The organism is Paraburkholderia sp. CNPSo 3076 (genome assembly GCF_026343935.1).
Lineage (GTDB): Bacteria > Pseudomonadota > Gammaproteobacteria > Burkholderiales > Burkholderiaceae > Paraburkholderia > Paraburkholderia nodosa.
Genome location: NZ_JAPMAL010000001.1, coordinates 461,030 through 485,463, shown reverse-complemented (window position 1 = coordinate 485,463; position 24,434 = coordinate 461,030). Strand labels below are relative to the sequence as shown.

Annotated in this window: 25 protein-coding genes; 13 read left to right on the top strand and 12 right to left on the bottom strand. The window is 62.6% G+C overall.

Going from position 1 to position 24,434, the window contains the following annotated elements:
* Positions 1 to 74: 74 nt before the first annotated feature.
* On the bottom strand, positions 75 to 905 hold the full coding sequence (locus tag M3A49_RS02165) for a helix-turn-helix transcriptional regulator (RefSeq protein WP_254354068.1): 831 nt from the start codon (positions 903 to 905) through the stop codon (positions 75 to 77).
* A 165-nt stretch (positions 906 to 1,070) separates the two neighbouring features.
* Between M3A49_RS02165 and M3A49_RS02160 the strand changes: the two genes are divergently transcribed.
* The 3 genes from M3A49_RS02160 (at position 1,071) to M3A49_RS02150 (ending at position 3,859) form a co-directional block, all read left to right on the top strand.
* Entirely contained in the window at positions 1,071 to 1,415 is a 345-nt protein-coding gene (locus M3A49_RS02160; RefSeq protein WP_266227307.1) for a cupin domain-containing protein, read from the top strand.
* A 68-nt stretch (positions 1,416 to 1,483) separates the two neighbouring features.
* Positions 1,484 to 2,917, top strand: a complete 1,434-nt coding sequence (locus M3A49_RS02155) for an NAD(P)/FAD-dependent oxidoreductase (RefSeq protein ID WP_266227306.1) — start codon at positions 1,484 to 1,486, stop codon at positions 2,915 to 2,917.
* 12 nt (positions 2,918 to 2,929) lie between these two features.
* Positions 2,930 to 3,859, top strand: a complete 930-nt coding sequence (locus M3A49_RS02150; RefSeq protein WP_266227305.1) for a LysR family transcriptional regulator — start codon at positions 2,930 to 2,932, stop codon at positions 3,857 to 3,859.
* 255 nt (positions 3,860 to 4,114) lie between these two features.
* Here M3A49_RS02150 and M3A49_RS02145 read toward each other — a convergent pair whose 3' ends face one another.
* The 7 genes from M3A49_RS02145 to M3A49_RS02115 form a co-directional block, all read right to left on the bottom strand.
* Positions 4,115 to 4,825 carry an ABC transporter ATP-binding protein gene (locus M3A49_RS02145; RefSeq protein WP_266227304.1) on the bottom strand — a complete coding sequence of 237 codons (711 nt, stop codon included), beginning with the start codon at positions 4,823 to 4,825 and terminating at the stop codon, positions 4,115 to 4,117.
* Complete coding sequence (locus tag M3A49_RS02140) at positions 4,822 to 5,592, bottom strand: ABC transporter ATP-binding protein (RefSeq protein WP_266227303.1); 771 nt, start codon at positions 5,590 to 5,592, stop codon at positions 4,822 to 4,824. The genes M3A49_RS02145 and M3A49_RS02140 overlap by 4 nt, the downstream gene beginning before the upstream one ends.
* Positions 5,589 to 6,539: a branched-chain amino acid ABC transporter permease gene (locus tag M3A49_RS02135; RefSeq protein WP_266227302.1), complete on the bottom strand. Its 951-nt coding sequence runs from the start codon at positions 6,537 to 6,539 to the stop codon at positions 5,589 to 5,591. The genes M3A49_RS02140 and M3A49_RS02135 overlap by 4 nt, the downstream gene beginning before the upstream one ends.
* 35 nt (positions 6,540 to 6,574) lie before the next feature.
* Positions 6,575 to 7,495, bottom strand: a complete 921-nt coding sequence (locus M3A49_RS02130; RefSeq protein WP_266227301.1) for a branched-chain amino acid ABC transporter permease — start codon at positions 7,493 to 7,495, stop codon at positions 6,575 to 6,577.
* Between the two features lie 101 nt (positions 7,496 to 7,596).
* Positions 7,597 to 8,097 (bottom strand): hypothetical protein, encoded by a 501-nt coding sequence (locus tag M3A49_RS02125; RefSeq protein ID WP_266227300.1) that lies wholly within the window; start codon positions 8,095 to 8,097, stop codon positions 7,597 to 7,599.
* A 58-nt stretch (positions 8,098 to 8,155) separates the two neighbouring features.
* Positions 8,156 to 9,523 carry an FAD-binding oxidoreductase gene (locus tag M3A49_RS02120; protein WP_266227299.1) on the bottom strand — a complete coding sequence of 456 codons (1,368 nt, stop codon included), beginning with the start codon at positions 9,521 to 9,523 and terminating at the stop codon, positions 8,156 to 8,158.
* Between the two features lie 94 nt (positions 9,524 to 9,617).
* Positions 9,618 to 11,165 carry an LVIVD repeat-containing protein gene (locus tag M3A49_RS02115; protein WP_266227298.1) on the bottom strand — a complete coding sequence of 516 codons (1,548 nt, stop codon included), beginning with the start codon at positions 11,163 to 11,165 and terminating at the stop codon, positions 9,618 to 9,620.
* Positions 11,166 to 11,652: 487 nt separating this feature from the next.
* Between M3A49_RS02115 and M3A49_RS02110 the strand changes: the two genes are divergently transcribed.
* The 3 genes from M3A49_RS02110 (at position 11,653) to M3A49_RS02100 (ending at position 13,866) form a co-directional block, all read left to right on the top strand.
* Positions 11,653 to 12,822, top strand: coding sequence for an ABC transporter substrate-binding protein (locus tag M3A49_RS02110; protein WP_266227297.1), 1,170 nt, complete (start codon positions 11,653 to 11,655; stop codon positions 12,820 to 12,822).
* Between the two features lie 67 nt (positions 12,823 to 12,889).
* The gene (locus M3A49_RS02105) at positions 12,890 to 13,477 is read left to right on the top strand and encodes an NADPH-dependent FMN reductase (RefSeq protein ID WP_266227296.1); all 588 of its coding nucleotides are present in this window, start codon (positions 12,890 to 12,892) and stop codon (positions 13,475 to 13,477) included.
* Entirely contained in the window at positions 13,474 to 13,866 is a 393-nt protein-coding gene (locus M3A49_RS02100; protein WP_254341916.1) for a RidA family protein, read from the top strand. Before M3A49_RS02105 ends, M3A49_RS02100 begins: the two co-directional genes overlap by 4 nt.
* A 44-nt stretch (positions 13,867 to 13,910) precedes the next feature.
* Here the strand turns inward: M3A49_RS02100 and M3A49_RS02095 are convergent, their stop codons facing one another.
* Positions 13,911 to 15,149: a porin gene (locus M3A49_RS02095; RefSeq protein WP_266227295.1), complete on the bottom strand. Its 1,239-nt coding sequence runs from the start codon at positions 15,147 to 15,149 to the stop codon at positions 13,911 to 13,913.
* 573 nt (positions 15,150 to 15,722) lie between these two features.
* Between M3A49_RS02095 and M3A49_RS02090 the strand changes: the two genes are divergently transcribed.
* Positions 15,723 to 16,820 (top strand): LacI family DNA-binding transcriptional regulator, encoded by a 1,098-nt coding sequence (locus tag M3A49_RS02090; protein WP_266227294.1) that lies wholly within the window; start codon positions 15,723 to 15,725, stop codon positions 16,818 to 16,820.
* Between the two features lie 126 nt (positions 16,821 to 16,946).
* Here M3A49_RS02090 and M3A49_RS02085 read toward each other — a convergent pair whose 3' ends face one another.
* Positions 16,947 to 17,909 carry an ABC transporter substrate-binding protein gene (locus M3A49_RS02085; RefSeq protein WP_266227293.1) on the bottom strand — a complete coding sequence of 321 codons (963 nt, stop codon included), beginning with the start codon at positions 17,907 to 17,909 and terminating at the stop codon, positions 16,947 to 16,949.
* 207 nt (positions 17,910 to 18,116) lie between these two features.
* Here M3A49_RS02085 and M3A49_RS02080 point away from each other — a divergent pair, with 207 nt between their 5' ends.
* The 6 genes from M3A49_RS02080 to M3A49_RS02055 are packed head-to-tail and all read left to right on the top strand — an operon-like array spanning position 18,117 to position 22,206.
* Entirely contained in the window at positions 18,117 to 19,031 is a 915-nt protein-coding gene (locus tag M3A49_RS02080) for a dioxygenase (protein WP_266227292.1), read from the top strand.
* Between the two features lie 14 nt (positions 19,032 to 19,045).
* Positions 19,046 to 19,798, top strand: a complete 753-nt coding sequence (locus tag M3A49_RS02075) for an SDR family NAD(P)-dependent oxidoreductase (protein ID WP_266227291.1) — start codon at positions 19,046 to 19,048, stop codon at positions 19,796 to 19,798.
* Between the two features lie 24 nt (positions 19,799 to 19,822).
* Complete coding sequence (locus tag M3A49_RS02070) at positions 19,823 to 20,704, top strand: 3-keto-5-aminohexanoate cleavage protein (protein ID WP_266227290.1); 882 nt, start codon at positions 19,823 to 19,825, stop codon at positions 20,702 to 20,704.
* On the top strand, positions 20,701 to 21,252 hold the full coding sequence (locus M3A49_RS02065; RefSeq protein ID WP_266227289.1) for a gamma carbonic anhydrase family protein: 552 nt from the start codon (positions 20,701 to 20,703) through the stop codon (positions 21,250 to 21,252). Before M3A49_RS02070 ends, M3A49_RS02065 begins: the two co-directional genes overlap by 4 nt.
* Positions 21,221 to 21,826: a zinc-binding dehydrogenase gene (locus M3A49_RS02060; RefSeq protein ID WP_416338900.1), complete on the top strand. Its 606-nt coding sequence runs from the start codon at positions 21,221 to 21,223 to the stop codon at positions 21,824 to 21,826. Before M3A49_RS02065 ends, M3A49_RS02060 begins: the two co-directional genes overlap by 32 nt.
* Positions 21,823 to 22,206 carry a cupin domain-containing protein gene (locus M3A49_RS02055; RefSeq protein ID WP_266227288.1) on the top strand — a complete coding sequence of 128 codons (384 nt, stop codon included), beginning with the start codon at positions 21,823 to 21,825 and terminating at the stop codon, positions 22,204 to 22,206. The genes M3A49_RS02060 and M3A49_RS02055 overlap by 4 nt, the downstream gene beginning before the upstream one ends.
* Positions 22,207 to 22,301: 95 nt before the next feature.
* On the opposite strand, the gene M3A49_RS02050 is transcribed toward M3A49_RS02055, so the two are convergent.
* Positions 22,302 to 23,702, bottom strand: a complete 1,401-nt coding sequence (locus M3A49_RS02050; RefSeq protein ID WP_266227287.1) for an ATP-binding protein — start codon at positions 23,700 to 23,702, stop codon at positions 22,302 to 22,304.
* On the bottom strand, positions 23,699 to 24,361 hold the full coding sequence (locus M3A49_RS02045; protein ID WP_028203032.1) for a response regulator: 663 nt from the start codon (positions 24,359 to 24,361) through the stop codon (positions 23,699 to 23,701). Before M3A49_RS02045 ends, M3A49_RS02050 begins: the two co-directional genes overlap by 4 nt.
* Positions 24,362 to 24,434: the final 73 nt, after the last annotated feature.

Sequence of the window (24,434 nt, the reverse complement as noted above, 5' to 3'; positions counted from 1 at the left end):
TGAGATGTTTACATCGATGGAAATCGATGTATGTGCGCTCTTAATTGACTAAGCAGCGTGGCTAACCACCGTGGCTAAACGGCGGCGTGGCCCCAGGCGATCAACTCGCGTTTGGTGCGCACGCCCAGTTTCGCGAAGGCGCGCTTCACGTACGATTCGGCAGTGGCCACCTGCACGCCGAGGATCTGCGCGGCTTCGGGCACAGTCTTGCCCGTGATGAGGTGCGCGCAGGTTTCGTATTCGCGTTTGGAAAGGCGCACGCTGTCTGCCGCAATGCGCGCGTCGAACTGCGCGAGCGGATGCATGAACGGAGCCGCATGGGCGATGCGCCGGGCCGCGCTCGTGGAGGCGTGCAGTTCGAGCAGCGGAAACAGAAACTCGCTCACGCTGCGAAAACGGTTCATTTCCATGAGCGTAAACGGCGGTTCGCGCAGCCCGCGTTCGAGCGCGATGGAATCCTGCGCGTGGCGCGTGCCGCGTGCGAGCACGCATTCGTGGGCAATGCGCGCCTCGTCGAAGAGCCGCTGGCGGAATTCGCCCGGCGGTATCGCGCCGATGTCGCGCACCACCAGCATCGTGCCGAGCTTGCCGCGAATGCCCGCGAACAGCGGATCGCTTTCGTAGAAGCGGTCGTAGTACAGGGTCATCACGTCCGAGATCGCACCCGAATCCATTCCGACCCCGCCACTGCCGATCCATTCGCAGCGAAAGCCCGTGGGCATCGTGCTGTCCGCGCGCGAACGCTCGATATGCACGACATTGACGGGCACGACCTCGTTGAGCAGCAGCGTAAGACGCGGCACGAAATCGGGCGTGCCGACGGCCTCGATTACATTGCCGAGGGTCTTGAACGAGAGCGGAAAGTTCGGTTGATCGCGGTTGAGCGGAGGGACGTTGAGCAGCATGGCGCGCCCATTCTTGATGGCTGATTCATTATAGCCGAAGGCTATTGGCTGCCAAAAACGCAAAATTGGGCAGCAAAACATCGCTTGCCCCCCCTGAGGGGGGGCATACCGCGGCCGCGCCAGTCGGTAACTTTGGCGTCACTCAATCAACCGGAAGCGACGCAAATGAGCAAACTGATTCAGGACATCGTGCCGCTGGGCGCTGGCATCGGCGAATTCACCAGGCTGGAGTACGGCATGGACGAAAGCGACTGGCGTGCCACGGTCGGCAAGAACAACAACTACGTGATCGGCTGGTGGGAAGGCAAGGTCGGCGCGGTGGATTTCCCGGCCACGACCGCCGACGAAGCGGTATGGCTCGTGGAAGGCAAGATCGCGTTGTCCGACGCGAACGGCGCTCGCAAGGAATTCACGGCTGGCCAGGGCTACCTCCTGCCCGCCGGCTTTGCAGGCCGCTGGGAAACCCTCGAGGACGCGAAGAAGTTCTACGTCGTGCTCGAACAGGACTAAGGACCATGGCGAGCCGCCTCCCACGGGAGGCGGCTTTGTTTCTCCCGTTTCGTGCAGTGAAGCCAATCATGAGTACCCCTGCAGAAGTTGAAGTCGAATCGCGCCCGCGTGTCACGCTCAGCGTGCAAGAGGCGCTTTCGCGCACACGGTTCTTTCCGTACTGGCTCGACAACCCCGCCGAGCCGCCGACCGAATCCAGGCTCACCGCCAACGTAGAGGCCGATCTGCTGATCGTCGGCGGCGGCTTTACGGGGCTCTGGGCCGCCGTGCAGGCCAGGGAGCAGATGCCGCATCTGAATGTCGTGCTGATCGAGGCGGGCAAGGTCGCGCACGGCGCGTCAGGCCGCGCGGGCGGCATCATCTCGACTTCGGTGATGCATGGCTTGCCCAATGCCGTGCGGGTATTCCCCAACGATATTGCGCAGCTTGAAGAATTTGGCCATCACAATCTCGACGGCTTCGAAGAAACGCTCAAGCGCTACAACATCGACGCCGACATCGAATGGAACGGCGAAATGACGGTGGCGGTCGATCCCGGGCACATCGAGCACTTGCGAGGCGACTATGAACTGCACACCCGCTACGGGCACGATGTCGTTCTGCTCGATGGCGATGCGACGCGCGCGCAACTCGATTCGACGCTGTTCGCCGGCGCGCTGTGGTCGCGCAATCGCAGCGGCATCGTGCATCCGGCCAAGCTTGCGTGGGGCCTCAAGCGCGCGGCGCTTTCGCTCGGCGTGAAGCTCCATGAGCACACGCCCCTCATCGATGTCATCGACGAAGGCCAGACTGTCTACGTGAAGACGCCCGAAGGCAGCGTGCGCGCGCCGCGCGTGGTGTTCGGCAGCGGTACGGCAAAGGTTGGCATTCCTGATATCAACCGGCGCGTGCTGCAGGTGCGCGACCACGTGCTGGCCACCGAGCCGCTCACCGAAGAACAGCTCGCGCGTATCGGCTGGAAGAATCGCCAGGGCATTTACGACACGCGTACGCAGCTCAATTACTTCCGCCTCACGAAGAACAACAACATCATCTTCGGCGGACTCGTGAGCTATCACTTCGACGGCGATCCGAATCCCCCGAAGGACCAGAAGGCGGAGACCTACTACCGGCTCGCGCAGGCGTTTTACCGCACCTTCCCGCAGCTTGCCGACGTGCGCTTCTCCCATGCGTGGGGTGGCCCGATCGACTACTGCTCGCGCGGCTCCGTGTTCGCGAAGCGCTATCTGAACGACAAGGCCGTTTTCGTGGCGGGCTACACGGGCTTTGGCGTCGCGGCAAGCCGCTTCGGCGCGTTCATGGGCCTGAATATCCTGTTCGACCGCAACAGCCCCGAGCGCGCGCTCGATATCGCCAACCAGAGCCCCACGTATATCCCGCCGGAGCCGGCGCGCTGGCTGGCCGCCAAGGTCACGTTCCATGCGTTCGACGGCGCCGACGCCGAAGGCGGCTGGAAGCGCGCGTGGATCAAGGGTATCAAGGCGATGGGCTTTCCGATGTGAGGGATAAGCGGCATGTTCTCCAATACCTCCGATCTCGACCTGCGGCTCATCCGCGTGTTTCTCGCCGTGGTGGACGCGCGCGGCATCACCGCGGCCGAAGCGACGCTAGGCGTGCGGCAGTCCACCATCAGCACGCAGCTCTCGGCGCTCGAGGCGCGCGTGGGCTTCAAGCTCTGCGAGCGCGGACGCGGCGGCTTTCGTCTCACGTCGAAGGGCGAACGCTTCGTGCCCTCGGCACGCGCGCTCGTTGCGGCCACCACCGAGTTCGTCGCGAGGGTGCGCGATATCGACCGAAAACTCGTCGGCACGCTCGGCATCGGCCTGATTGGCCAGGCTTCGCATGTCGAGAACGCGCGGCTCGCGGAAGCGATAGGCGCATTTCGCCAACGCGATCAGGCCGTGCGCTTCACGATGAAGGTCGCGGCGCCTCAGGAACTCGAGGAAAGCCTCGTCAACAACCAGCTCGACATTGCGATCGGTTACTTCTGGCATCTCGTGGCGGGCCTCGATTACACCGAGCTGTTCAGCGAGCGCCAGGTGCTGTGCTGCGGGCGCGGGCATGCGCTTTTCCATAGTGCGCCGCACGTCGACGTAGATGACCTGCGCGATCACGACTGGGTCTGGCGCAGCTATCCGATACCGGAGGAGCTTGCAGGAATCGGCGACCGGCAGGTGACGGCGATTGCCGACAGCATCGACGCCGCCACGGTCCTGATCCTGTCGGGCAGCCATATCGGCTATCTGCCCGCGCATCACGCCGAGCCGTTCGAGCAGCGTGGCCTGATCCGGGCGCTCGGACGCACGACGTTCGGCTTCGACGTGCCGATGCATCTGGCCGTCAAGCGCAGCGCTGCGGAAAAGCCCATCGTGCGCGCGTTCTGCGACGATCTGCTGGGCGTCTATGGGCAGCATGCGGCTGTGCCCGAAGCGCTGGTCGAATGAAGGAAGCGCTGCGCGCCATACATTGGCTGCGTAAGATGTAAACGTATGGAACGGTTGACAGGGAAGAACTGCTTCGAGCCATCCGCGATGCGCTGCGGCAAGATATAGGAGAGTCGAATTTTGAGGATAGCACCAGCGCATCCCGTATCAGGGCCGTGCTGCAGCCAGTGCGTCGACGCGGCATTGAGCGCCCCTTTCCTTGAGGGAATATAGAACGCAAGGACGAACAACGCCAATCTGACGCGCGCCGGATGCCTACACGCCCAGATAGCTCTGCAATTGGCTCATTTCCCGGCGCAATGCCGCCGAATCGCCTTGCCAGGCGACACGCCCTTTATCGACGACGTAATGGCGGTCGCCGAGCGCCAGCATCGGTGCGAGGTTCTTGTCGATGCACAGGATCGACAAGCCGCTCGCCTTGAGCTCGTTCAGGCAACTCCAGATTTCGCCGCGGATCAACGGCGCCAGGCCTTCTGTCGCCTCATCGAGGATAAGCAATTGCGGATTGGTCATCAAGGCGCGGCCGATCGCGACCATTTGCTGCTCGCCGCCCGACAGGTTGCACGCGAGGTGCTTCTCACGCTCCTGCAAGCGCGGGAACAGTGCGTAGATGCGCTGCAGCGTCCACGGCGTCTGCCTGCCATGGCCGCGAGCGGCCGTGGCAAGCAGATTTTCGCGCACCGACAAGCGGGGGAACACCTGGCGGCCCTCGGGCACGAGACCGAGTCCCGCTCTGGCAATGCGGTGCGATGGCAGCGTGTGCACCTCTTTGCCGTCGAACACGATCTCGCCTCTCGCAGCGCGTATCAGCCCCGTGATCGATTTGACGGTGGTGGACTTGCCCATGCCGTTGCGCCCGAGCAGGGTGACGAATGCGCCCCGCTCGATCTCGAGCGTCATGCCGAACAGCGCCTGGCTTGCTCCGTAAAATGCGTCCACGCCGCACAAGGACAACAGGGAATTCATTCGGTGGCTCCGGTCATTTCGTTGCGCGTCTCGTCGCCGAGATAGGCGTCGCGCACGTCGGCGTTGCAGCGGATCGCCTCGGCCGTCCCGCATGCGATCGCGCGGCCGGAGACGAGTACGGTGATGCGGTCCGCCAGCGCGAACACGGCGTCCATATCGTGTTCGACGAGCACCATCGCGTGTTCGCCTTTCAGGTCGGCGAGTAGTTGGGTCATCTGCTCCGACTCGGCCTGGCTCATGCCTGCCATGGGTTCGTCGAGCAGCAGTAGCCGTGGCTCGCCAGCGAGCGCCATCGCAAGCTCCAGTTGCCGGTGTTCGCCGTGTGCCAGCGCGGCGGCCGGAACCTGCATGCGGCGGGCGAGGCCCACGCGCGCGAGCACGGCTCTGGCCGGTTCGATCAGCGCGGTGTCGTTGGCCGCCGCGCGCCAGAAGCGAAAACTGTGGCCCTGCAACGCCTGGAACGCGAGAGCGACATTCTCGAGCGCCGTGAATTCGGGGAACACGGACGTGATCTGGTAAGAGCGCGCCAGACCCGTGTGAGCGCGCTGTTCGATCGACATCGAGGTAATGTCTCGCCCGCCGAAATGGATCGTGCCTTCGTCGGCCTTCGACTCGCCGGCGAGCAAGCCGATCAGCGTGCTCTTGCCAGCGCCGTTCGGGCCGATGATGGCGTGCAGTTCACCGGGCGCCACCTCGAGGCAGAAGTGATCCGTGGCGGTCAGGCCACCGTATCGTTTGACCAGGCGGTCCACACGCAACAGGCTCATACCTTGCTCTCCACTGCACGCGCATGGCGTGCGATCCGGACTTCGAGGTCTGTCAGTAATCCATATAGTCCACGGCGGGAGAGCAGCACGGCGACCACGATTAGTGGTCCAAAGATGATCATCCAGTGGTCCGTGTAGCCCTTGAGCAACTCCTCGACCGTCAGCATCACGGCGCTGCCGATCACCGGGCCGACGAGCGAGCCCAAGCCGCCCAGCACGACCATGGCGATCAGGTCGCCCGATGTCGTCCACGTCATATAGGCCGGCGAGACGAAGTGCGTCAGGTTGGCGTTCAGCATGCCGCTCACTCCGCATACCATCGCGCTGATGACATACGCAAAAAGCTTGTACTGCAGCGTTGCGAAGCCCAGCGCCCTCATGCGCCTGTCATTCTGGCGGCTACCGCGCAGGACCATGCCGAAGCGTGCGTTCACAATACGGCTGCCGGCCCACAGGCATGCGCACAGCACCGCGAAGGCGACGTAGTACAGCACGTTCGGGTCGTCGAGGGCGAGGCTGCCGAAATGGCTCCCCGAGGCGATCGACAGGCCGTCATCGCCGCCGTATTGCTTCAGGCCCACGGCGAGGAAGTAGAACATCTGCGCGAAGGCGAGGGTGATCATGATGAAGGCGATGCCTGACGTGCGCAGGGAAATCAGGCCGGTGATGACGCCCACTACCGCGCATAGCGCCAAAGTCACGGCAAGATGAACGAAGCCATTGTCGACGCCGTAATAGGCGAGGATGCCGACGACATACGCGCCGAGGCCGAAGAACAGGGCATGGCCGAAGCTCACCATGCCGCCATAGCCGATCAGCAGATCGAGTGAGACAGCCGCGATGGCGAAGATAACAATCCTGCCGAACAGGGCGAGATAGAAAGGTTGCTGCGCCAGATGGGCGTAGACCGGGACCAGCGCCAGTGCAGTGAGCAGCAGGACAGGCACGAGGGTACGCGGGGATATCTTCGTGTGCATCATCATTACCCGTGTTTGACCGGAAAGAGGCCCTGCGGGCGAATTGCCAGCACGGCCGCCATGAGCAGATAGATCGACATCGAGGCGAGCGCCGGGCCGGCCGTATCCGCCGTGCTCCGGTTGAGCATGCCGCGCAACAGCGCCGGCAGCAGCGTGCGGCCGATGGTGTCGGCCACCCCGACAATCAATGCGGCAAGAAATGCGCCGCGCACCGAGCCAATGCCGCCGATGACGATCACGACCATCGTCAGGATCAGGATCGGCTCGCCCATGCCCGGCTGTACCGAAAGGATCGGTCCGGCCATGAGTCCGGCGACGCCGGCGAGGAGCGCGCCGAGCCCGAACAGCAGCGAGTTCAGCAGCGTGATGTTCGCGCCGAGCGCACCGACCGTCGCTCGGTGCGTGGAGCCCGCGCGGATCAGCATGCCAAAGCGCGTCTTGTGAATCAGCAGATAGCACCCGCCGGCAACGGCGAGGCCAACCAGGACAATGGCGAAGCGGTAGGCCGGATACCGGATGCCGAACAGGTCGACGGTGCCCGAGAGCCACTGCGGCACTTCCATGTAATAGGGCGAGGCGCCCCAGATCATGCGGGCCAGTTCGTTGAAGAACAGGATCAACCCGAAGGTGGCGAGCACCTGGTCGAGGTGATCGCGCTCATAGAGCCTGCGCAGCGCGACGAACTCGACGACCATCCCGAGCAGCAGCATGGCCGGGACGGTCAGCAGAGCGGCGAGCGCGAACGACCCGGTGTGGCTATAGACGGAAGCCGCGATAAAGGCGCCCATCATGTAAAGCGAGCCGTGCGCGAGGTTCACGAAGTTCATGATGCCGAACACGAGCGTGAGGCCGGCGGCCATCAGGAACAACAGCACGCCCAGTTGCAATCCGTTCAGGCACTGCATGATGAAGAGTGCAGGTGTCATGCTGCCCCCAGGCTAGGTAGTGGGTTAAGGGTAAGCCGCGTTGTCGTTTGCTTGACCGGCGGGACGCAAGGGCGGTGCTTGTCGCAATCGTTCATGGTTGTTCATGGCGCAAGAGTCAGTGAGCCTCCGATGCCGGCATAGGCGTCGAGCGTGGACGCGGGGCGTACGGACAGCGTGTGCGCGTTGGGCGACCAAACGACCTGATCGATGCCGATTGGCGGTGCATCGGCAAGTTCGCCACCCGATGTCAGTGCCGCAAAGTACAGCGTTGCCGACGTGACACTGGCCGGGTCGATTGCGCCGTCAAATGGCAAGCTCAGCATGGGACGCAGGCTGAAGCCATCGAGCTGGTCGAGAATGGCCGTATCGTGGCAATCGTCGGGACGCTTGCTACAGTCGGGCATCGGCAGGTTGATCCTCAACCCCGTGAGTTGATGAGGATCGGCAACAGTGAACTGATTCGACGGAAACGGTCCGGATTGCATCTCGCCCGACACCCAGGCCAGTACGGCATCGTGCTGGCGCGCTTGCGGCGTCGCGCACGCGTTCAACACGACGCACATGCCAAGGGCCACGAGCCGGTCCACAGCTGGCGTTCGCATCACGAAATCCTTCCTGAAGGTGGCAGCGCCGGCGGGACAGGGCCGCCGGCCTCCGGCATTACCGTGCGGGCTTGATGTTCTGGTTACGATCGAAGTAGTTCTCCGGATCGTAGGTCGCCTTGATGCGCTGCAGCCGCTGATATTTCTTTTCGCCGAACGCCGCGCGAATGTCGGCGTTGGTGGTGTCGGACGCCATGTAGTTGGTATAGGCGCCGCCAGCGTTGAATGGCGCCAGTGCCGCTGCGAAGCGTTTGACCCAATCGTGGTTGACCTCGTCGTCGACGATGTCCTTCCATTCCCCCACGATCATCGCGTTATAGGGGGCATGGCGGAAATTGATGGCCGCGCTGTCCGCGTCGATGCGGCAAATCTGGCCGGCCAGCCGTTCGATCACGATCTTGCCCAGCGGCGAGGGGCTGGTTTCAACGAAGTGGACCACGGCTTCCACGACTTCGTCGTGCATGCCGTTGAGCGTCTGGGTCTTCCAGTAGTGACGATCGTCCCAGGGCGCCTTCGGGTCCAACAGGCGCTGCGCCTGGCAGTAGGGTAGTTCGACCGCCATGTCGGCAATCGGGTGACCACAGGCGCGAATCTGCTTGAGCGTCGGTTCCGCGGCCGCCATGTCGCCCATGAAGCGCACCATGATGCCCAGTTGCGTGCGGCCTTCCTTGTTGCGGCCGAAATTGAACTCGACGGCGCAGGCGTCGGGCAGCTCCGGCGCAATGCGGCGGAAATTGGCCAGCACCCGCACGGCCTCGTCGAACGCGAAGTAGATAGGCCCGGTAACGGTCTTGGTGCCGACCGGATGGACGTTGAATTCGAACGATGTGACGATGCCGAAATTGCTCGCCCCGCCATGCAGCGCCCAGAACAGATCCGGCTCGCGGGTCGAGTCGGCTGTGACGACGCTGCCGTCGGCCAGCACCACCTCGGCGGAACGCAGATTGTCGCAAGCCAGGCCGAACAGGCCGCGCAGCGCGCCAATGCCGCCGCCCAGCGTGAGGCCGGCCACGCCGGTTGAAGAGACGACGCCTCCGGGGCTTGCCAGGCCATGCAACTGGGTAGCCGCGTCATAGACACCCCAGGTCGTGCCCGGGCCGCAGCGCGTCACTTGACGCGCCGGGTCGACCTGCACCTCCTGCATCTGGCGCATGTCGAGCACGATACCGTCCTGACACAACGCGAAGCCGAAGGCATTGTGGCCACCGCCACGCACCGACAACGGCACGCCAACCGAGCGCGACGCCTTGATGGCAGCCACGACGTCCCGGGTGTTTTCACAGCGGATCACGCCAAGCGGCACCGGGTGTGCGGGCGCGGCGGAAAAGCCGTACAGGCGCGTTGCCTCGCGAAACGCCTCGCTGCCTGCCAGATGCAGCGGGCGGTGGGTGATCTGTTCGATTGCCTTAACAACACTGCTGTTCATTTTTATCCCTCGATGCGATGCGTGCGTGGACGCAATTCAGAAATTGGGGGTAGTGCCAGATATCTGCGGCGCCATGCGGCTTCAAACACGGCTTTTAGTTTCGCGGTGCTCCAAAATGCGGTTCACCCAGCGCCGGCGTGGTGAGCAGATAGATGCCCGTGTTGCCGAAGGCCCAGATGAGCTTGCGGTCCCATTCGATGAACACGTTTTCCATCGGCGTGGCGTATGAGTGGGTATTGGCAAAATCTCCCGTCATGCGCGGCACGAAGTACGCGGCGATGGTGGCGTGCGACGGATCGCGAATATCGAACACCTGAATGCCGGCGTTCATGAATGGGTAAATGGCGATGCCCGAGTGGGCATCTCCGGGCTGAAAGTAATAGCCGGGACGCTTGGGGCCGAACTTGCCGCGGCGTAGCACGAAGTCCGTGTAAGGCGCGTCAGCGGGCGGAACGGGACGCGGCAGCACGCCGACGAGGGTTGGGTGGGCCGGGTCTTTGACGTCGATTACGAAGATGTCCTTGTACGGCTCGTACCCGTCTTCATTCATCGGATAGCCGTTGACCAGCACGATCCTCAGATCGTGGGCGCGCGAAGCGTCGACGTTGTCCCCCTCCACGCCGCCCACGTTCAACGGCAGATCGAGGCTGCCTGCGGTAACCGGATTGGCGGGGTCCGCAAGGTCGACGACGTGAAAGCCCAGGCCGCCCATGACCGTGTAGCCATAACGGCCACCCTGTTCGAGCGGCGGGTTGACGGCAATCGGCATGCGTGCGCCGAGCCACGACGTATGGTTGCCGTACTGGCGCAGGGCCCGGTAGGCGCGATCCTCGCCGAGGCGCTGGCCCGGCACCCACCACGTGGAGACGAGCCGCGGATAGCACGGATCCTCCAGGTCATAAATCAAGTGTGCCGGAGAATAGACGTAATTCGGGTATTCCTGATTAACGAAGGTGTTGTCCGGCGCCGCGGCGATAAACGCGTACCGGCCCCCGTGATAAGTCGGCACATCCAGCGCGCCGGAGCCTTGCTGCACGCGGCCGTGCGGATGCAACGCGTCGGTGCTGACTTCCGCGAGCAGATGCCACTCGGTCGGGCTCGTCAGTTCGAAGACGCGAAAACCCCGAAACATCGGCTTGGCCATCAGACCGGCGACGCGCTCCGGTTCTGCATATTTGCCACCGTCGCCCATCGCGCCGAGCCCGCGTGGCACCTCGACCGACTGCAGCATGATCCACTTGCCGAGCTTCGCGTTGAACGCGATGGTGGACGCTCCGAACGATTCGCCGCCGGAAAACGTCTTGTCCACCAACACCTTCAGTTCACGCGGGTCGGTGATGTCATAGATGTTCAGGCGCGTCTTGAAGTAGTTGTACATATAGCGCCGGCCGGCCCAGTCGATGATCTGTTGCCAGCAGACCGACGGGCTGACCACGATGGGCCAATGGGCTTCGACGGTCATGTTGTGGCAGTACTGGCGATCCTCGAGATAGTCGAGGCTATCCGCGACGGGGCGCGCATGCGGATAGAAAGGAGCGGCTTGCGGGTGAATGAATTCTCCGGTCGCCGCGTCAATGCCATAGCTGGACAGTGACGCGTGCGACGGTTCGTTGGTGCCTCGAACATGAGCCGGTTCAGACATGTTGCTGCCTCCTCCATAGGGCTTGTCGATCTCTGCGGTGCACGACGCGCCGGGGCATCAAAGTACGGAAGTGTTTGGTTCTGCAATCGATTGCATTATCAATATTCAAACTGCGTCTGTCAAATAGTTTCATGAACTTCAATTCGAATGAACGAACCGCCCCAAACCGGCGTTTCCCCAATCCGAGTGAGCGTTGGGTGCCCCGAATTTATATCCGTCAAGCCTGTGATTCGGGTTTTCCCGGGCTTGGCCCGGTGGGCGGCCATGGTACGCGCGATGCACATGGCTAACAAATGCTTGACGCGATTTTTGCTGATGGATAGCATGCAATCGATTGCATTTTCCGGCGTGGCGGTGGTATGCGGTGCGGTACACGATCGCGCCTGCCTTCATGTCTTGCGGGCGCCAGACGGAACCCGGCGCGTGAGAATGCCGGGATGTCGACAACGATCGATCAACGAGCACTTACCTGGAGACAACTGTGGTCATGAAATTGCGAACGACGTGTACCAAGCTGGCGTTGCTCGGCGCCGTGTTTTGCGCTGCGAATGCGGGCGCACAAGTGAAGATTGGCTTTCTCGGCACGCTATCGGGCCCCGGCGGCGCGCTCGGACAGGATCAATACGACGCGTTCATGCTCGCCATGGCGCAAAAGGGCAACAAGCTCGGCGGCGTGCCGGTTCAGGTCATCAAGGCCGATGACGAACTGAGACCGGACATCGGCGTGCAGGCGGCACGCAAGCTGATCGAGGAAGACAAGGTCTCCATCATTACCGGCATGACTTTCGGCAACGTCATGATGGCCGTGGCCAAGCCGGTCACAGCTGCCGGCGTCGTGCTCATCAGCTCGAACGCAAGTCCTGCGCCGCTGGCCGGCAAGGATTGCGCACCGCTCATGTTCTCCGTCTCCTCGGGCACGATGGACCAGATCAACGAGTCAGGCGGCAACCTGATGCAAGTACTGGGCTACAAGCGTGTCTATGTCATGGCGCCGAACTATCAGGCCGGACGCGACGCAATTCAGGGTTTCAAGCACACGTACAAGCAACCACTGGTTGACGAAGTCTATACGCCGTTGAACCAGCTCGATTTTTCGGCTGAAATCGCGCAACTGCAAGCTGCCAACCCCGATGCGGTCTATGTTTTCTATCCGGGCAGCCAGGGGGTCAATTTTGTGAAGCAGTATCGCCAGGCGGGCCTCATGGGCAAGCTGCCGCTGGTTTCCGTGGCCACGGTGGACGGCACGACGCTGCCGGCGCTTCAGGAGGCGGCAGTGGGGGCAATTACCGCGTCCGCGTACTCGCCCGATCTGGACAATGCGCAGAACAAGCAATTTGTTGCAGCGTTCAAACAGAAGTACCGTCGCGCACCGTCGATGTATGCGGCGGCATCGTACGACGCCGCGCAATTGCTCGACGTCGCGCTGCGCAAGGTGGGCGGCAACGTTACGGACAAGAACGCGTTACGTGCCGCGATCAAGTCGTCGGAATTCGAGTCGGTGCGAGGCAATTTCAAATTCGATACCAATCAGTTTGGCCGCGTCGATTTTTATCGAGTCGATGTCGTCAAGGATGCAGCGGGTGTCGATTTTGCAACCCATTCGAAAATCAAAGTCAATTATCGCAATCGCCTGGTCGACGAGTGCTCGATGAAGTAAGCAGCCGCGAGGCTGCGGCAGACCAATACCCAGACAACCCCAAATTTTTCAAAGCGAGGCGGGATTCATGAACCGAAAAACAATCAATGTCATTGCCTTGTCGGGCAGCTTGCGCAAAGCCTCGACGAACACCGCGCTCCTGCGTGCCGCCCAGGAGGTCGCTCCAGAAGGCATGACGCTGGAGATCGTTGGCCTGGGCGATCTGCCGTTCTACAACGAAGACGTCGAGAAGGCCGGCATGCCAGTCGCGGTCGTTACGCTGAGCGAAAAAATCCGCCGCGCCGACGCCGTGCTGCTAGCCACGCCTGAGTATAATTTTTCGTTTTCCGGCGTACTGAAAAATGCCCTGGATTGGCTTTCACGTCCTCCCGGCGCATCCGCGCTCGCGGGCAAGCCGGCGGCGATCGTCGGCGCTGGCGCGGGTTTGGGGACGGCGCGCGCGCAGGCTCATCTGCGGCAGGTTTGTCAGGCGCTCGACATGTTGACGCTCAATAAGCCGGAGGTCCTGGTCACGCAAACCTGGACACGTTTTGACGCACAAGGCCAGTTGACCGATGCGCAAACGCGCGAGGTGCTGACCGGTTTCATGGCTCGATTCGGCGACTGGATCGAACGCCTGACTCAAGCAGATCAATTCACGGAGGTAGAAGCATGACGCATCAACGAAGCTATATCAAACGCGACAACGCGCAGGCGCGCGCCTACTCGCCAGCGGTCATTACGCAAGGCGGCCGCATTGTGTGGCTGGCCGGTCAGACCGTGGTGGCCGATTGTGAAGGGCGTTCGCTGGCGGGAAATTTCGAAGGGCAGGTGCGCGAGATATTTGCGCTGATCGGAGCCACGCTGGAGCAGGCCGGCGGCACATTGACGAATCTGGTCACCATGACAGTCTCCATCACCGACGCACGCTTTGGCGATACGTTCACGCAACTGCGCAAGGAAATCTTCGCTGACAATTTTCCCGCCAGTGCGTTGATTACCGTAGCAGGCCTTGCGAAACCGGAAATGCTGGTGGAAGTCCAGGGCATTGCGGTGCTTGACTGATTGCAGCAAGACGGGGCGGCACAGGACCGCCCCGGTTCGCAAACTTAGAAGTAGTGCCTCAAGCCCAACCGGAATGATGCCTGGTGGCTGGTTGCGGAGGGGGTAAGCCCGTCCAGCGAGGCCACCGCGGGCTGGTTCAGGGAGTCCGTACCGCTGGCGCTCTGGTAGACCGCAACGCCGTAGATGACGGTGGCCTTGGACAGCGCATAGCTGGCGCCCGCCGAATACTGGTTGTACGTAGCGCCGTTGTCGTAGTTGGCCCGGCTCAGGTGAGTGTAGTTATAGGAGGCGCCTAGCCGCAGTGCCGGGTTGACCTGATATTGAATATTAACTTCCGGACTGCTGAATATTGCCTCGCCGCTGTAGTGGTAGGGGTTCGGACCGGACGTTTCCGTATCGCCGAGATTGTCGAAGCGGGTATAGGTATAGTTCACGCCCAGCGTGAAATTGCCGATGTTATACGTCGTGGCCGCGCCGAAGATCTCCATGGTGTGCGCCGATGCGAAGCCGGCATAGACTGGATTGTATTGTGGCGACGCGGGACTTCCGGCCGATCCCATATTGTTGCTCGTGACGCTCGCCGATGCATTCGGGTTGGTGCCGAAATACGAGAAGTTCGGATTACGCGCGTTCAGGTAGGCGCCGCCGAAAGCAAATGCGCCATTCTCGTAGTTCAGCCCCAGTGACCATAGCTGATTGCGCCCGGGCGCACCCGCGATGCCTCCCATGCTGTACAAGCCGCCAAACGTGAGGCCATTGAACTTCGGGCTCGTGTATTTGATGGCGTTGTTCACACGCCGCGAGTTGGCCAGATTGTCCAGATCGTCGGGGCGGGCTCCTATGACGCCGCCCAACTGGGCGGTGGCAGTGTAACTCTGTACGAAGTCACGCACGGAGTCGTACTGGCGGCCGAACGTCAAGGTGCCGGGACTACCGGAAAGCCCTACAAAGGCCTGGCGGCCGAACATCGCGCCGCCCTGGCCGAGCGTACCATTGTTGAAGTTCAGGCCCGATTCGAGCTGAAACAGCGCTTTCCAGCCGCCCCCCAGGTCCTCTACACCCTTCAATCCCCACCGGCTGCCGCTCAGTCCACCCAGGCCGCCGTCGAGCATGGCGAATTGCGAGCCGCCGCGGGGGGAGCCGTTAGTGGCCCGCGAAGTTTGCACACTGGTGGTGTAATTCACGCCTGCGTCAATCAAGCCATATAGCGTGACGCTGCTTTGAGCGCGCGCGACGCCCGTGAATGCACACGTTCCCGCAACCGCAACAAGCATCTTCTTCATGACCTATCTCCTTGAGCCGGCACGCAACGCGTCTTGATGGGCGAAGTCGGGCCAATCGATATTTTTTATGCCGACCGCAAGCCTGATTCACGTAAAGCGACGGCTCAGACGGTCGACTACGTGATTGCGCTACTTGTCCAGGTCGCAACGCCTCGTGAGCAATAGACCGTTAGTGAGAGTTCATGCAATCGATTGCAAAATAAGGTGACGATATTTGCGCGTCAAGCTCTTTTTGGCGAGGGCCAGGCAAAAGGGCATGGGCGTCATGGTGCGAATTGGCCTGGAGTGCGACGATCAAGGCATGTAGCCTGGGTGCTCGCTATATCAGGCCCTGACGCGATCGTGACTGCAAACGGCGGTACTGATCGAACGGGGCGGTATGCCGATGCGTTTTCGCACGCCGATTATCACAATCGATTGCGGAAAATTTGTATCGACCTATTTATAATGTAGCCTTGGCCGTGACACGAGCGATCCGTTCGGGGAGGCGCGTGCCGTTCTGAAGTCGTTGGCCACGGTGAGGTCGTGATTGATCGAGACCTTCTATGTCAAAAGCGAAAAGGTAGAGCTGTCGTGAAAACAAACACGTCTCAAGCAGGCAATAACCGGCGAACTGTGACGATGAAGCAGGTCGCGGAGCTGGCTGGTGTGCACGTTTCGACAGTCTCGCGCGCCTTCAATCCAGAGACGCGCTCGATGGTGGTGCCCGAGTCGGTCGCACGCGTTATGAAGGCGGCCGAGGAACTGGGATACCGGCTCGACCCGGTTGCGGCCAGCCTTCGAACCGGTCGCTCCAAGCTTGTCGGCATTCTGGTTCCGGATATCGCAACCAATGTTTTCACGCCGATTCTGACCGGGGCGACCGAGCGTCTTTCCGAGCATGGCTATTCCGTTATCGTTGCCTATGTCGGAAGCGACAGCAACAAGCAGCTCGATCTGGCCCAGGGATTGATCGCCCGGCGCGTGGACGGGCTCATTCTGGCGACGGCGAGCCGCGACGATCCGCTGGTGTCGTTCTGTATCGAGCGGGGTGTCCCGAGCGTGCTGGTCAATCGTGCCGAGAAGGACACGAGGCTATCCGGGGTGGTGTCGGACGAGCTGCTCGGCGCACAGCTCGCAGTTGACCATCTGGTCGAACTGGGGCACAGCCACATCGCCCATCTTGGCGGACCGCGCGAACATTCCACCGGTTATTTGCGGCATCGCGGCTTTATCCACGCCATATCCGCCAATGGTCTCGATGCCGCCGCGGCCCCCTGCGAGTTCGCCGATACCTATACGCGCGAACAGGGCGCAGCAGTGGCACGGCGGCTATTGAGGGCGCGTCCGGATATCACCGCAATCGTCGCCGCGAATGACTTGCTGGCCCTCGGTGCGTACGATGCCATCCGCGAATCCGGATTGAATTGTCCTCGAGATATTTCAGTCGTCGGGCATAACGACATGCCGCTTGTCGACCTGGTCGAGCCGCCGCTGACGACGATCCGCATCAGTCACAAGGAGATGGGGCGCCAGGCTGCGGACCTGCTCGAGCAAGCCATCGAAGCGATCGATCATCCACCCCGCAACGTGGTATTGCCTCCGAAGCTCATCGTGCGCGGCTCGACGGCTGCGCCCCGCAAGGGCGCCGCACGGAAGCCGGCGAAGGCTTCTGCGTCGAGAAAAAAATAGCTGTCCATTTCGAATTTGATCCAGGCGCTGGACGGCTGGCGCTGAAAACAGCGTGAACCCCGGGTTGTGAGGAATCGCATCAGGGACCGGCGCCGCTGCCAGCCCCTGTAGTGCCACCGGCCAGCTTCATTGAACATCCAGCGGGGGTGCCCATGCCGTGGACGCGCGCGCTTCGTCGAGATACCGCCGGTCGACGCAAGGCCTGCGCGCCCGAGTGGCCCGCGCCGTCGCGTGTGCATCTCGAATGCGCATGACCAGGGCGAGCCCGGCGTCTTCAATTTCCATATCCCGGATCAAACCGTGTGTGGGGTGAACGAGGTCGTCGAGCACGGCGAGCGCGTCGGCGTCGGAAAGTTCCGGAAACTGGGCGCGCAGCAATGCACGGCAAGCCGCCGCATTGGCAGGGTCGAAAATCCAGTTCAATGCTTCCCGGTACGCAAGAATAAAGCCGATCAACCGCGCCCGGTTCGCGCTGGCCCATGACTCGCGCACCACACCGACCGTGCCGAGATAGTCCGGAAAGAGCGCTGCGCCCGTGGCCAGCGTGCTGAATCCCTGCCGCTCGGCGAGCCGTTCGAACGGCGTTCGCACCAGGGTTGCGTCGTGCTTGCCGGCTACCAGTGCACGATATCGATTGCCAGTGCCGCCGGCAGCATCGAACTTGACGCCATCGGCGGCAATGTCGTTGAGCAACAGAATCTCGCGCAAGACAAAGGCAAAGCCGGTCGTCAAGGCGTCGACGGCCAGCGTCTTGCCACTCAACTCGCGCACCGACGTCAGGCCCGGGCGCGCGACGAGCGACAGGAAGCCGTGATCTCCGCCCATGAACGCGACCAGATCGGGCGCGCTGCCATTCGCCGTTTCACCAAGACCATCGGTGTAGGCAAAAACGTTGTCCACGCTGGTCAACGCAATATGCGCGTCGCCCGCGTTCATTCTGTTGATCATGTCGATCGAGCCTTTCACGTATTCGAAACTCGTGCTCAGGCCATATTTCTCGAACAGGCGCTGGTCTTCCGCAACCCAAAACGGCAGGTTGAACGCACCTTCAAAGCCGAGAATCTTTAGCGTAGCAGAACTGGCGTGCAATCGTACCCCCTTGATTATTGCAATCGATTGCATGTTAAGGTGAGGCAGGTTTTTTTGTCAAGATTCGGGAGCGTGCAGTGTTTATCCCCACAATTGAGGCAAAAATGCGAGATGCACGTGGCATCGGCTCAAAAGGATCCTGCGGATCCGCTTTGACACTGCCTGCTTCCGCCGGTATGATGCAATCGATTGCATAGGAGATGAAACATGGACAGACCGGTGCAGTGCAGCAATATCGTGACTGACGCAACCTCGACAACGGCGGTCGTCCTTGCGGCGATGGAGAAGACGGCGGATCCGCGGCTCAAAGGAATTCTGAATGCGGTGGTCAGGCACGCCCACGCGTTCCTGAACGAGGTGAAGCTAACCGACGACGAGTTCGAGCGGGGACTGGACTTCATCAGGCGGGTCGGGCTGACCTGCACGGACAGTCATAACGAGATGGTGCTGCTGGCCGATGTGCTTGGGCTTTCGACGCTGGTGAAGGTGTTGAACAATGCCGCACATGAAGAGCGAACCGGCGGCGCATTGCTCGGCCCGTTTTATCGGGCGGGCTCACCGCGTTACGAGCAAGGCCACGCCATTGTGCAGGGCACGACCTTGGGCCCCCCGCTGTTCGTGAGTGGCCATGTGCTCGACACGAACCGGCAGCCGATACGCAATGCGCGCGTGGAGGTGTGGCAAGCGTCGCCGGTCGGCCTCTACGAGAATCAGGACCCGCAGCAGCCCGAGATGAATTTGCGTGGGCACTTCTTTACCGACGCGCAGGGCGCGGTCAAATTCAGAAGCGTGCGGCCAGCCGGCTATCCGGTCCCGACGCAGGGTCCCGTCGGCGATCTCTTGCGCCTTCAGAAGCGCCATCCCTATCGCCCGGCGCATCTTCACTTCGTTGTCGTAGCGCAGGGCTACGCGACGCTCATTTCGCAGATCTTCGCCGACGACGCGGAGTATCTGGATTCAGACGTCGTATTTGGCGTGACGCGCGATCTGGTCGGCGAGTTTGAACGCCATGAGGCAGGCACAGGGCCGCATCCGCAAACTCAGGAGCCTTATTACACGCTGGAATGCGTTTTCGTTCTTGGAGAGGGCGTTTCGACGTATCCGACGCCGCCCATCAAATGATCGAGGGAGACGAAATGTCCAACAACCTTCTTGAAGGCAACGTCGCCGTGGTGATCGGTGGCAGCGGCGGCATCGGAAAAGCGACGGCGAGGCGGCTGGCCTCGTCGGGCGCACGCGTCGTCGTGGTGGGAAACACCGATCTCAAGGCCGTTGAGGAGATCGCGCGAAACCTCCCGGGCGAAGGGCACATGGCAGCCCTCGCGTCGATTGCCGATAGCGCGACCTTGGCCACGCTCACGCAACTCGTTCGGGGCCGGTATGCAAAGGCCGATATTCTGGTGAACACCGCGGGCTTGACCAAGCCGGTGAACCACGCCGACCTCGAGGCGCTGACCGATGAGTTGATCGATGAAATGTTCAAGGTCAACTGGCGCGGGCAATTCGCCGCTATTCGCGCGTTCAGGGAGCTTCTGGCCGCGTCGGGCGATGGTCTCGTGGTCAACGTGTCGTCCATTTCGGCCACCACGGGTGTGGGCAGCAATATCGCCTACTGCGCCGCCAAAGCCGGGCTCGACCTCATGGCGGCGTCGCTCGGCCGTGCACTGGCGCCGCGTATCCGCGTCGTGAACGTGTCTCCGGGCGTTGTCGATACGACCTTCGTGCCTGGCCGTGGGGCCGATTTCAACCAGAAAGTCGCGAGCACCACGCCGCTCGGCCGGATCGGCACACCGGACGATATTGCCGCCGCAATCGAAGCGTGCGCGACCCACTTAAGCTTCGCCACCGGCACGACTCTCGTGGTCGACGGCGGCCGGCGGCTGAACTAGTAGAACCGGCGCAGAGGCAATCACATGCATGCACGAAAAACCATTCTCACCTGCGCGGTGACCGGGAACCTGACGAAGCCCGAACAGCACCCGGGGCTACCCATTACGCCGGAGCAGATCGCCACGGCGTCTCTCGACGCGGCGCGCGCGGGCGCCGCCGTCGTTCATATTCATGTGCGCGATCCCGCAACGGGTCGCCCTTCAATGGATATCGCGCTCTACGAGGACGTGATCAAGCGTATCCGCGCCGTGAACGGGGATCTCGTCATCAATCTGACTACCGGACCCGGGGGACGCTTCATTCCGAGCGACGACGATCCGCGTGTCGCGGCCCCCGGTACGACGCTGATGCGGCCGGAAGAGCGCGTCGAACACATCCTCCAGCTGCGTCCCGATATCTGCAGCCTCGACCTCAACACCATGAATTCCGGTGGCGAAGTCGTCATCAACACGCCGAAGAACGTCAAGCGGATGGTGGCGGTGATCCGCGCGGCAGGGGTCAAACCGGAGCTTGAGATTTTCGATTCCGGCGATATGCATCTCGCGCGCGATCTGATCGCTGAAGGCGTGCTGGATGGTCCAGGGCTGTGGACCTTCGTGACGGGAGTTAAGTACGGCTTCTGCGCGTCGCCGGAAACGCTGCTCTATGCGCGCAATCTGCTGCCGGGCGGGGCCACGTGGGCGGCGTTCGGCGTTGGCCGTTTCGCGTTTCCCATGGTCGCGCAGTCATGGCTCGCGGGCGGACACGTTCGCGTCGGGCTAGAGGACAACATCTACATGTCGAAAGGCGTGCTTGCGCAGAGCAATGCCGCACTGGTCGAGCGCGCACGAGGCATCGTGTGCTCGCTCGGCGGCGAACTGGCTACGGCAAACGAGGCGCGTGAATTGCTGGGGTTAAATCGATGAGGTCGAGGCATTTTCCTGCGCCGATCGAGCCTTCGGTCGCCCCCGATGCGTTTGTTGGAAGCGGCAGCCGGCTGATCGGCGAGGTGAGCGTCGGTGCGCAAAGCTCCATATGGTTCAACTGCGTGTTGCGGGCAGACGTGCAGAAGATCACGATCGGCGCCCGAACGAACATCCAGGACGGCACGATCATTCATGGCACGACAAACGGGCCGCCGGTCTCCATCGGCGATGACGTAACCGTAGGGCACGGCGCCATCCTGCACGCTTGCACGATCGAGGACGGCGGGTTTGTCGGCTTCGGCGCGCGGGTCCTGGACGCGGCCGTGGTGAGATCGGGCGGGATGCTTGCCGCAGGTTCACTGTTGTCTCCGGGCAAGGTAGTTGGCTCCGGCGAACTCTGGGCCGGGCATCCTGCTCGCCTCGTGCGCACGCTGACCGAGACGGAGCGCGCCGGGATGGCCGCCACGGGGGTGCGCTATGTAGCGCTAGCGGGTCGATACGCGCGCATGAATTTGATTGTCTTTAACTATCAGGAATGCAAACTATGAACGCAGTCTATGTTACCCGCCCGAGCGCCAGCCTGGACGCGCTCGAGCTCGATATCGTCAAGCAGCGCGCACTCGAATCCAGCTCGCCAGAATGGCGGGCGCAAAGGTGTTCGGCGTCGAGCGCAGCGCCGAGGCGTATGTCGCGCACGCCAGCGGCGACGTGATCATGATCGACGCGTCGTCGCAATCCATCGAGGAGGTCGTGCGCGAGAAAGCGGCTGGCCATGGCGCCGATATCGTCTACAACACGGTCGGAAGCCCGTACTTCGAGCAGGCCAACAAGGCGCTCGCGAAGCGCGGCACCCAGATCTTCAGTTCGACCATCGATCGAGCCGTGCCATTCGACATCTTTGCGTTCTATCGCGGCCAGCACACCTATGTCGGCATCGATACGCTCGCCATCGACAGCATCGAGGGCGCGACGATTCCCGACCAGCTATTGCCCTCATTCGAAAGTGGCGCATTGAAGCCGTTCCCGGTCAACCCGGACTATGTCTTCTTATTCGAAAACGCGGTGCCTGCGTATCAGGCCGTGCTGCGCGGTACGGCCAACCGGGTGCTGCGCAAGCCATGAACGTGACCCGCTACGATAGCGCGCCGCGGTATTTTCCGGCCCACCACTTTTCCATGCGTTGCGTGAGACTACAGGGGCACGAAGCCGGCCCCGCGGATTCGTTGTGGCTCGGCGTATCGACCATCGAGCCGGGCGGGTATACGACCCTGTCCGCGTCGGCGCTCGAGAAGCACTATGTCGTACTTGCCGGCGAGCTTACGGTGCAAACGGACGAAGGGGTCGTGGTGCTGCGCGCCCATGACTCGTGCAGATTGGCCCCGTTCGAGCGGCGCGCGCTAAAGAACCTGTCTTCCGAGCCCGTTTCGGTATTACTCGCGATGCCGTTTCCTCTGCCATGCACCCCAACGCTCTCACCCAGATTTCCCTCGTCCGCAAGCTGAAGTTCAATCAGCTGATGGTGTTCGAGCGCGTGCTTTGATTGGCCGGGCTGCCGGCACTCCCCTAGATTAGCGCCTGTTATTAGTGTGAACAGGCCCTAAGCCGAATCACTCGTCGCCCGCGCGGTTCGGCTGGCGGGCGCATTCGTGTTGGCGGCGGGGCTGTCGTGCGCCGGCAGCCCGCTCACCGCAGCCGTGAGCCCGCGCCCGCCCGGGTTGTTGCGCAGCGTGAACGTCAGGCCCTGACGCTGCGCGATGCGCGCCACGATCGAAAGACCGAGTCCGCTGCCCGTGCCCTGGGCGTGATCGCCGCGAAAGAAGCGGTCGAGCACGCGCTCGAGATCGGCTTCGGGAATCCCAGGCCCGTTATCGATGACTTCGAAGCCGAGCGTGTCCTGCGAACGCGTGAGCACGAGATCGATCTTGCCGCCTGCCGGGGTGTAGCGGATCGCGTTGTCGAGCAGGTTGTTCAGCAAGGTGTTCAGGCCGTGCGCGTCGGCGTTCACGTTGCAGACACACTCGGGCGTCACGGGCGGCCGCGACTCCAGGCCGAGGTCGATGCCTTTCTCCTCCGCGAGCAGCGAGAAGTCGCCGATGGCCTGCTCGCCCAGCCGCCGCAGGCTCACGACAGTGGCCGGCGTGCTCGCTTGCGCATCTTCGCGCGCGAGCGTGAGCAATTGCTGCACGAGGCGGATCGTGCGGTTCAGGCGTGTTTGCATGCGCTCGAGCGTGCGCGGCTCGCCGGTGAGCGTGCCGTCGTGGAGTGCCGCCTGCCATTGCAGCTTGAGCGCGGCGAGCGGCGAGCGCAGCTCGTGCGCCGCGTCGGCGATGAAGGTGCGCTGCGCCTGCGAGGCCGTATTCAGGCGGTCCAGCAGGTCGTTGAGCGCGACGACGAGCGGGCGCAGTTCGACGGGCACCGAGCCATCGAGGCGCAACGGCTCCAGCTCATGCACCGAGCGCGAAGCGAGCAGCGCCGACAACGCGCCCACCGGCGCGAGGCCGCGCGTCACCACGAACAGCAGCAGCACGATGGCCACCGGCACGAGCAGCGCGAGCGGCCACAACGTATGCAGCGCGAGGTGCAGCGCCAGCCCGTCGCGCACGGAAATGGGCTGCGCGACCTGAACGAAGCGGTCCGGTTGCGCGAGGCCGTACACGCGCCAATGCACCTCGTCGTGCTCGATCGTGCGAAAGCCCGTGGCCTGGCGCGGCAGCACGGGCGTTTCCTGCGAGCGGTAAACCAGTTTGCCGTCGTGATCCCAGATCTGGATGAGAATGCGGTCGTCCGCGATCTCGTCGAGGCCGGCGCCGGACTGCTCGACCTGGCGTGCCGTCGCGGCGTTCGCGGGCATGGAAAGCGCCACGGCATGCAGCTCGTAATCGAACAGCTCGCCCGCTTCTTCGCGCGCGCTGTGAAAAATGCCGAAGCCCGCCACCACGGAAGCGGCCGCGAACCCGCAGATGAGCCAGCCCAGCAGGCGGCGGCGGATGGAATTCATTCCGATCTCTTGAGCCGGTAGCCCACGCCGCGCACAGTCACGATCTGGTCGGTGCCGATCTTGCGGCGCAAGCTGTGCACATGCACCTCGATCGCGTTGCTGCCGACTTCCTCGCCCCAGCCGTACATGCGCTCTTCGAGTTCGGCCTTCGTGAACACGCGCGCGGGCTGCTCGATGAGCACGCGCAGCAGCGCGAATTCGCGCGGCACGAGCGCGACGCTTTCGCCGTCTTTCGTCACCTCGTGCGCGGCGGGGTCGAGCGCGAGGCCGCTGTGCGTGTAGACCGGCTGTTTCTGGCCCGTGCGGCGGCGGAGCATGGCGCGCGTGCGGGCGGCCAGCTCGTCGAGATCGAACGGTTTGATCAGGTAGTCGTCGGCGCCGGCGTCGAGCCCTGCGATGCGGTCCGTCACCGAGTCGCGCGCGGTCAGGATCAGCACGGCCGCTTCGCCGCCTTTGCGGCGGTAGCCGTTGAGCACCTCGATCCCGTCCTTCTTCGGCAGCCCGAGGTCGAGCAGCACGAGGTCGTACACGTCGTTGTCGAGCGAAAGCTCCGCTTCGCGCCCGTCGCGCGCCCAGTCGACGGCATGACCCTCGCGGCGCATCGAGTCGAGCACCGTTTCGGCAATCATTTCGTCGTCTTCCACCAGCAACAGGCGCATCGCTCGCTCCCCTAATTTCAGCCTTATATTGTCGCTCATCCCGGCTTAACCGGTGCTTAAGCGGCACGCCTAA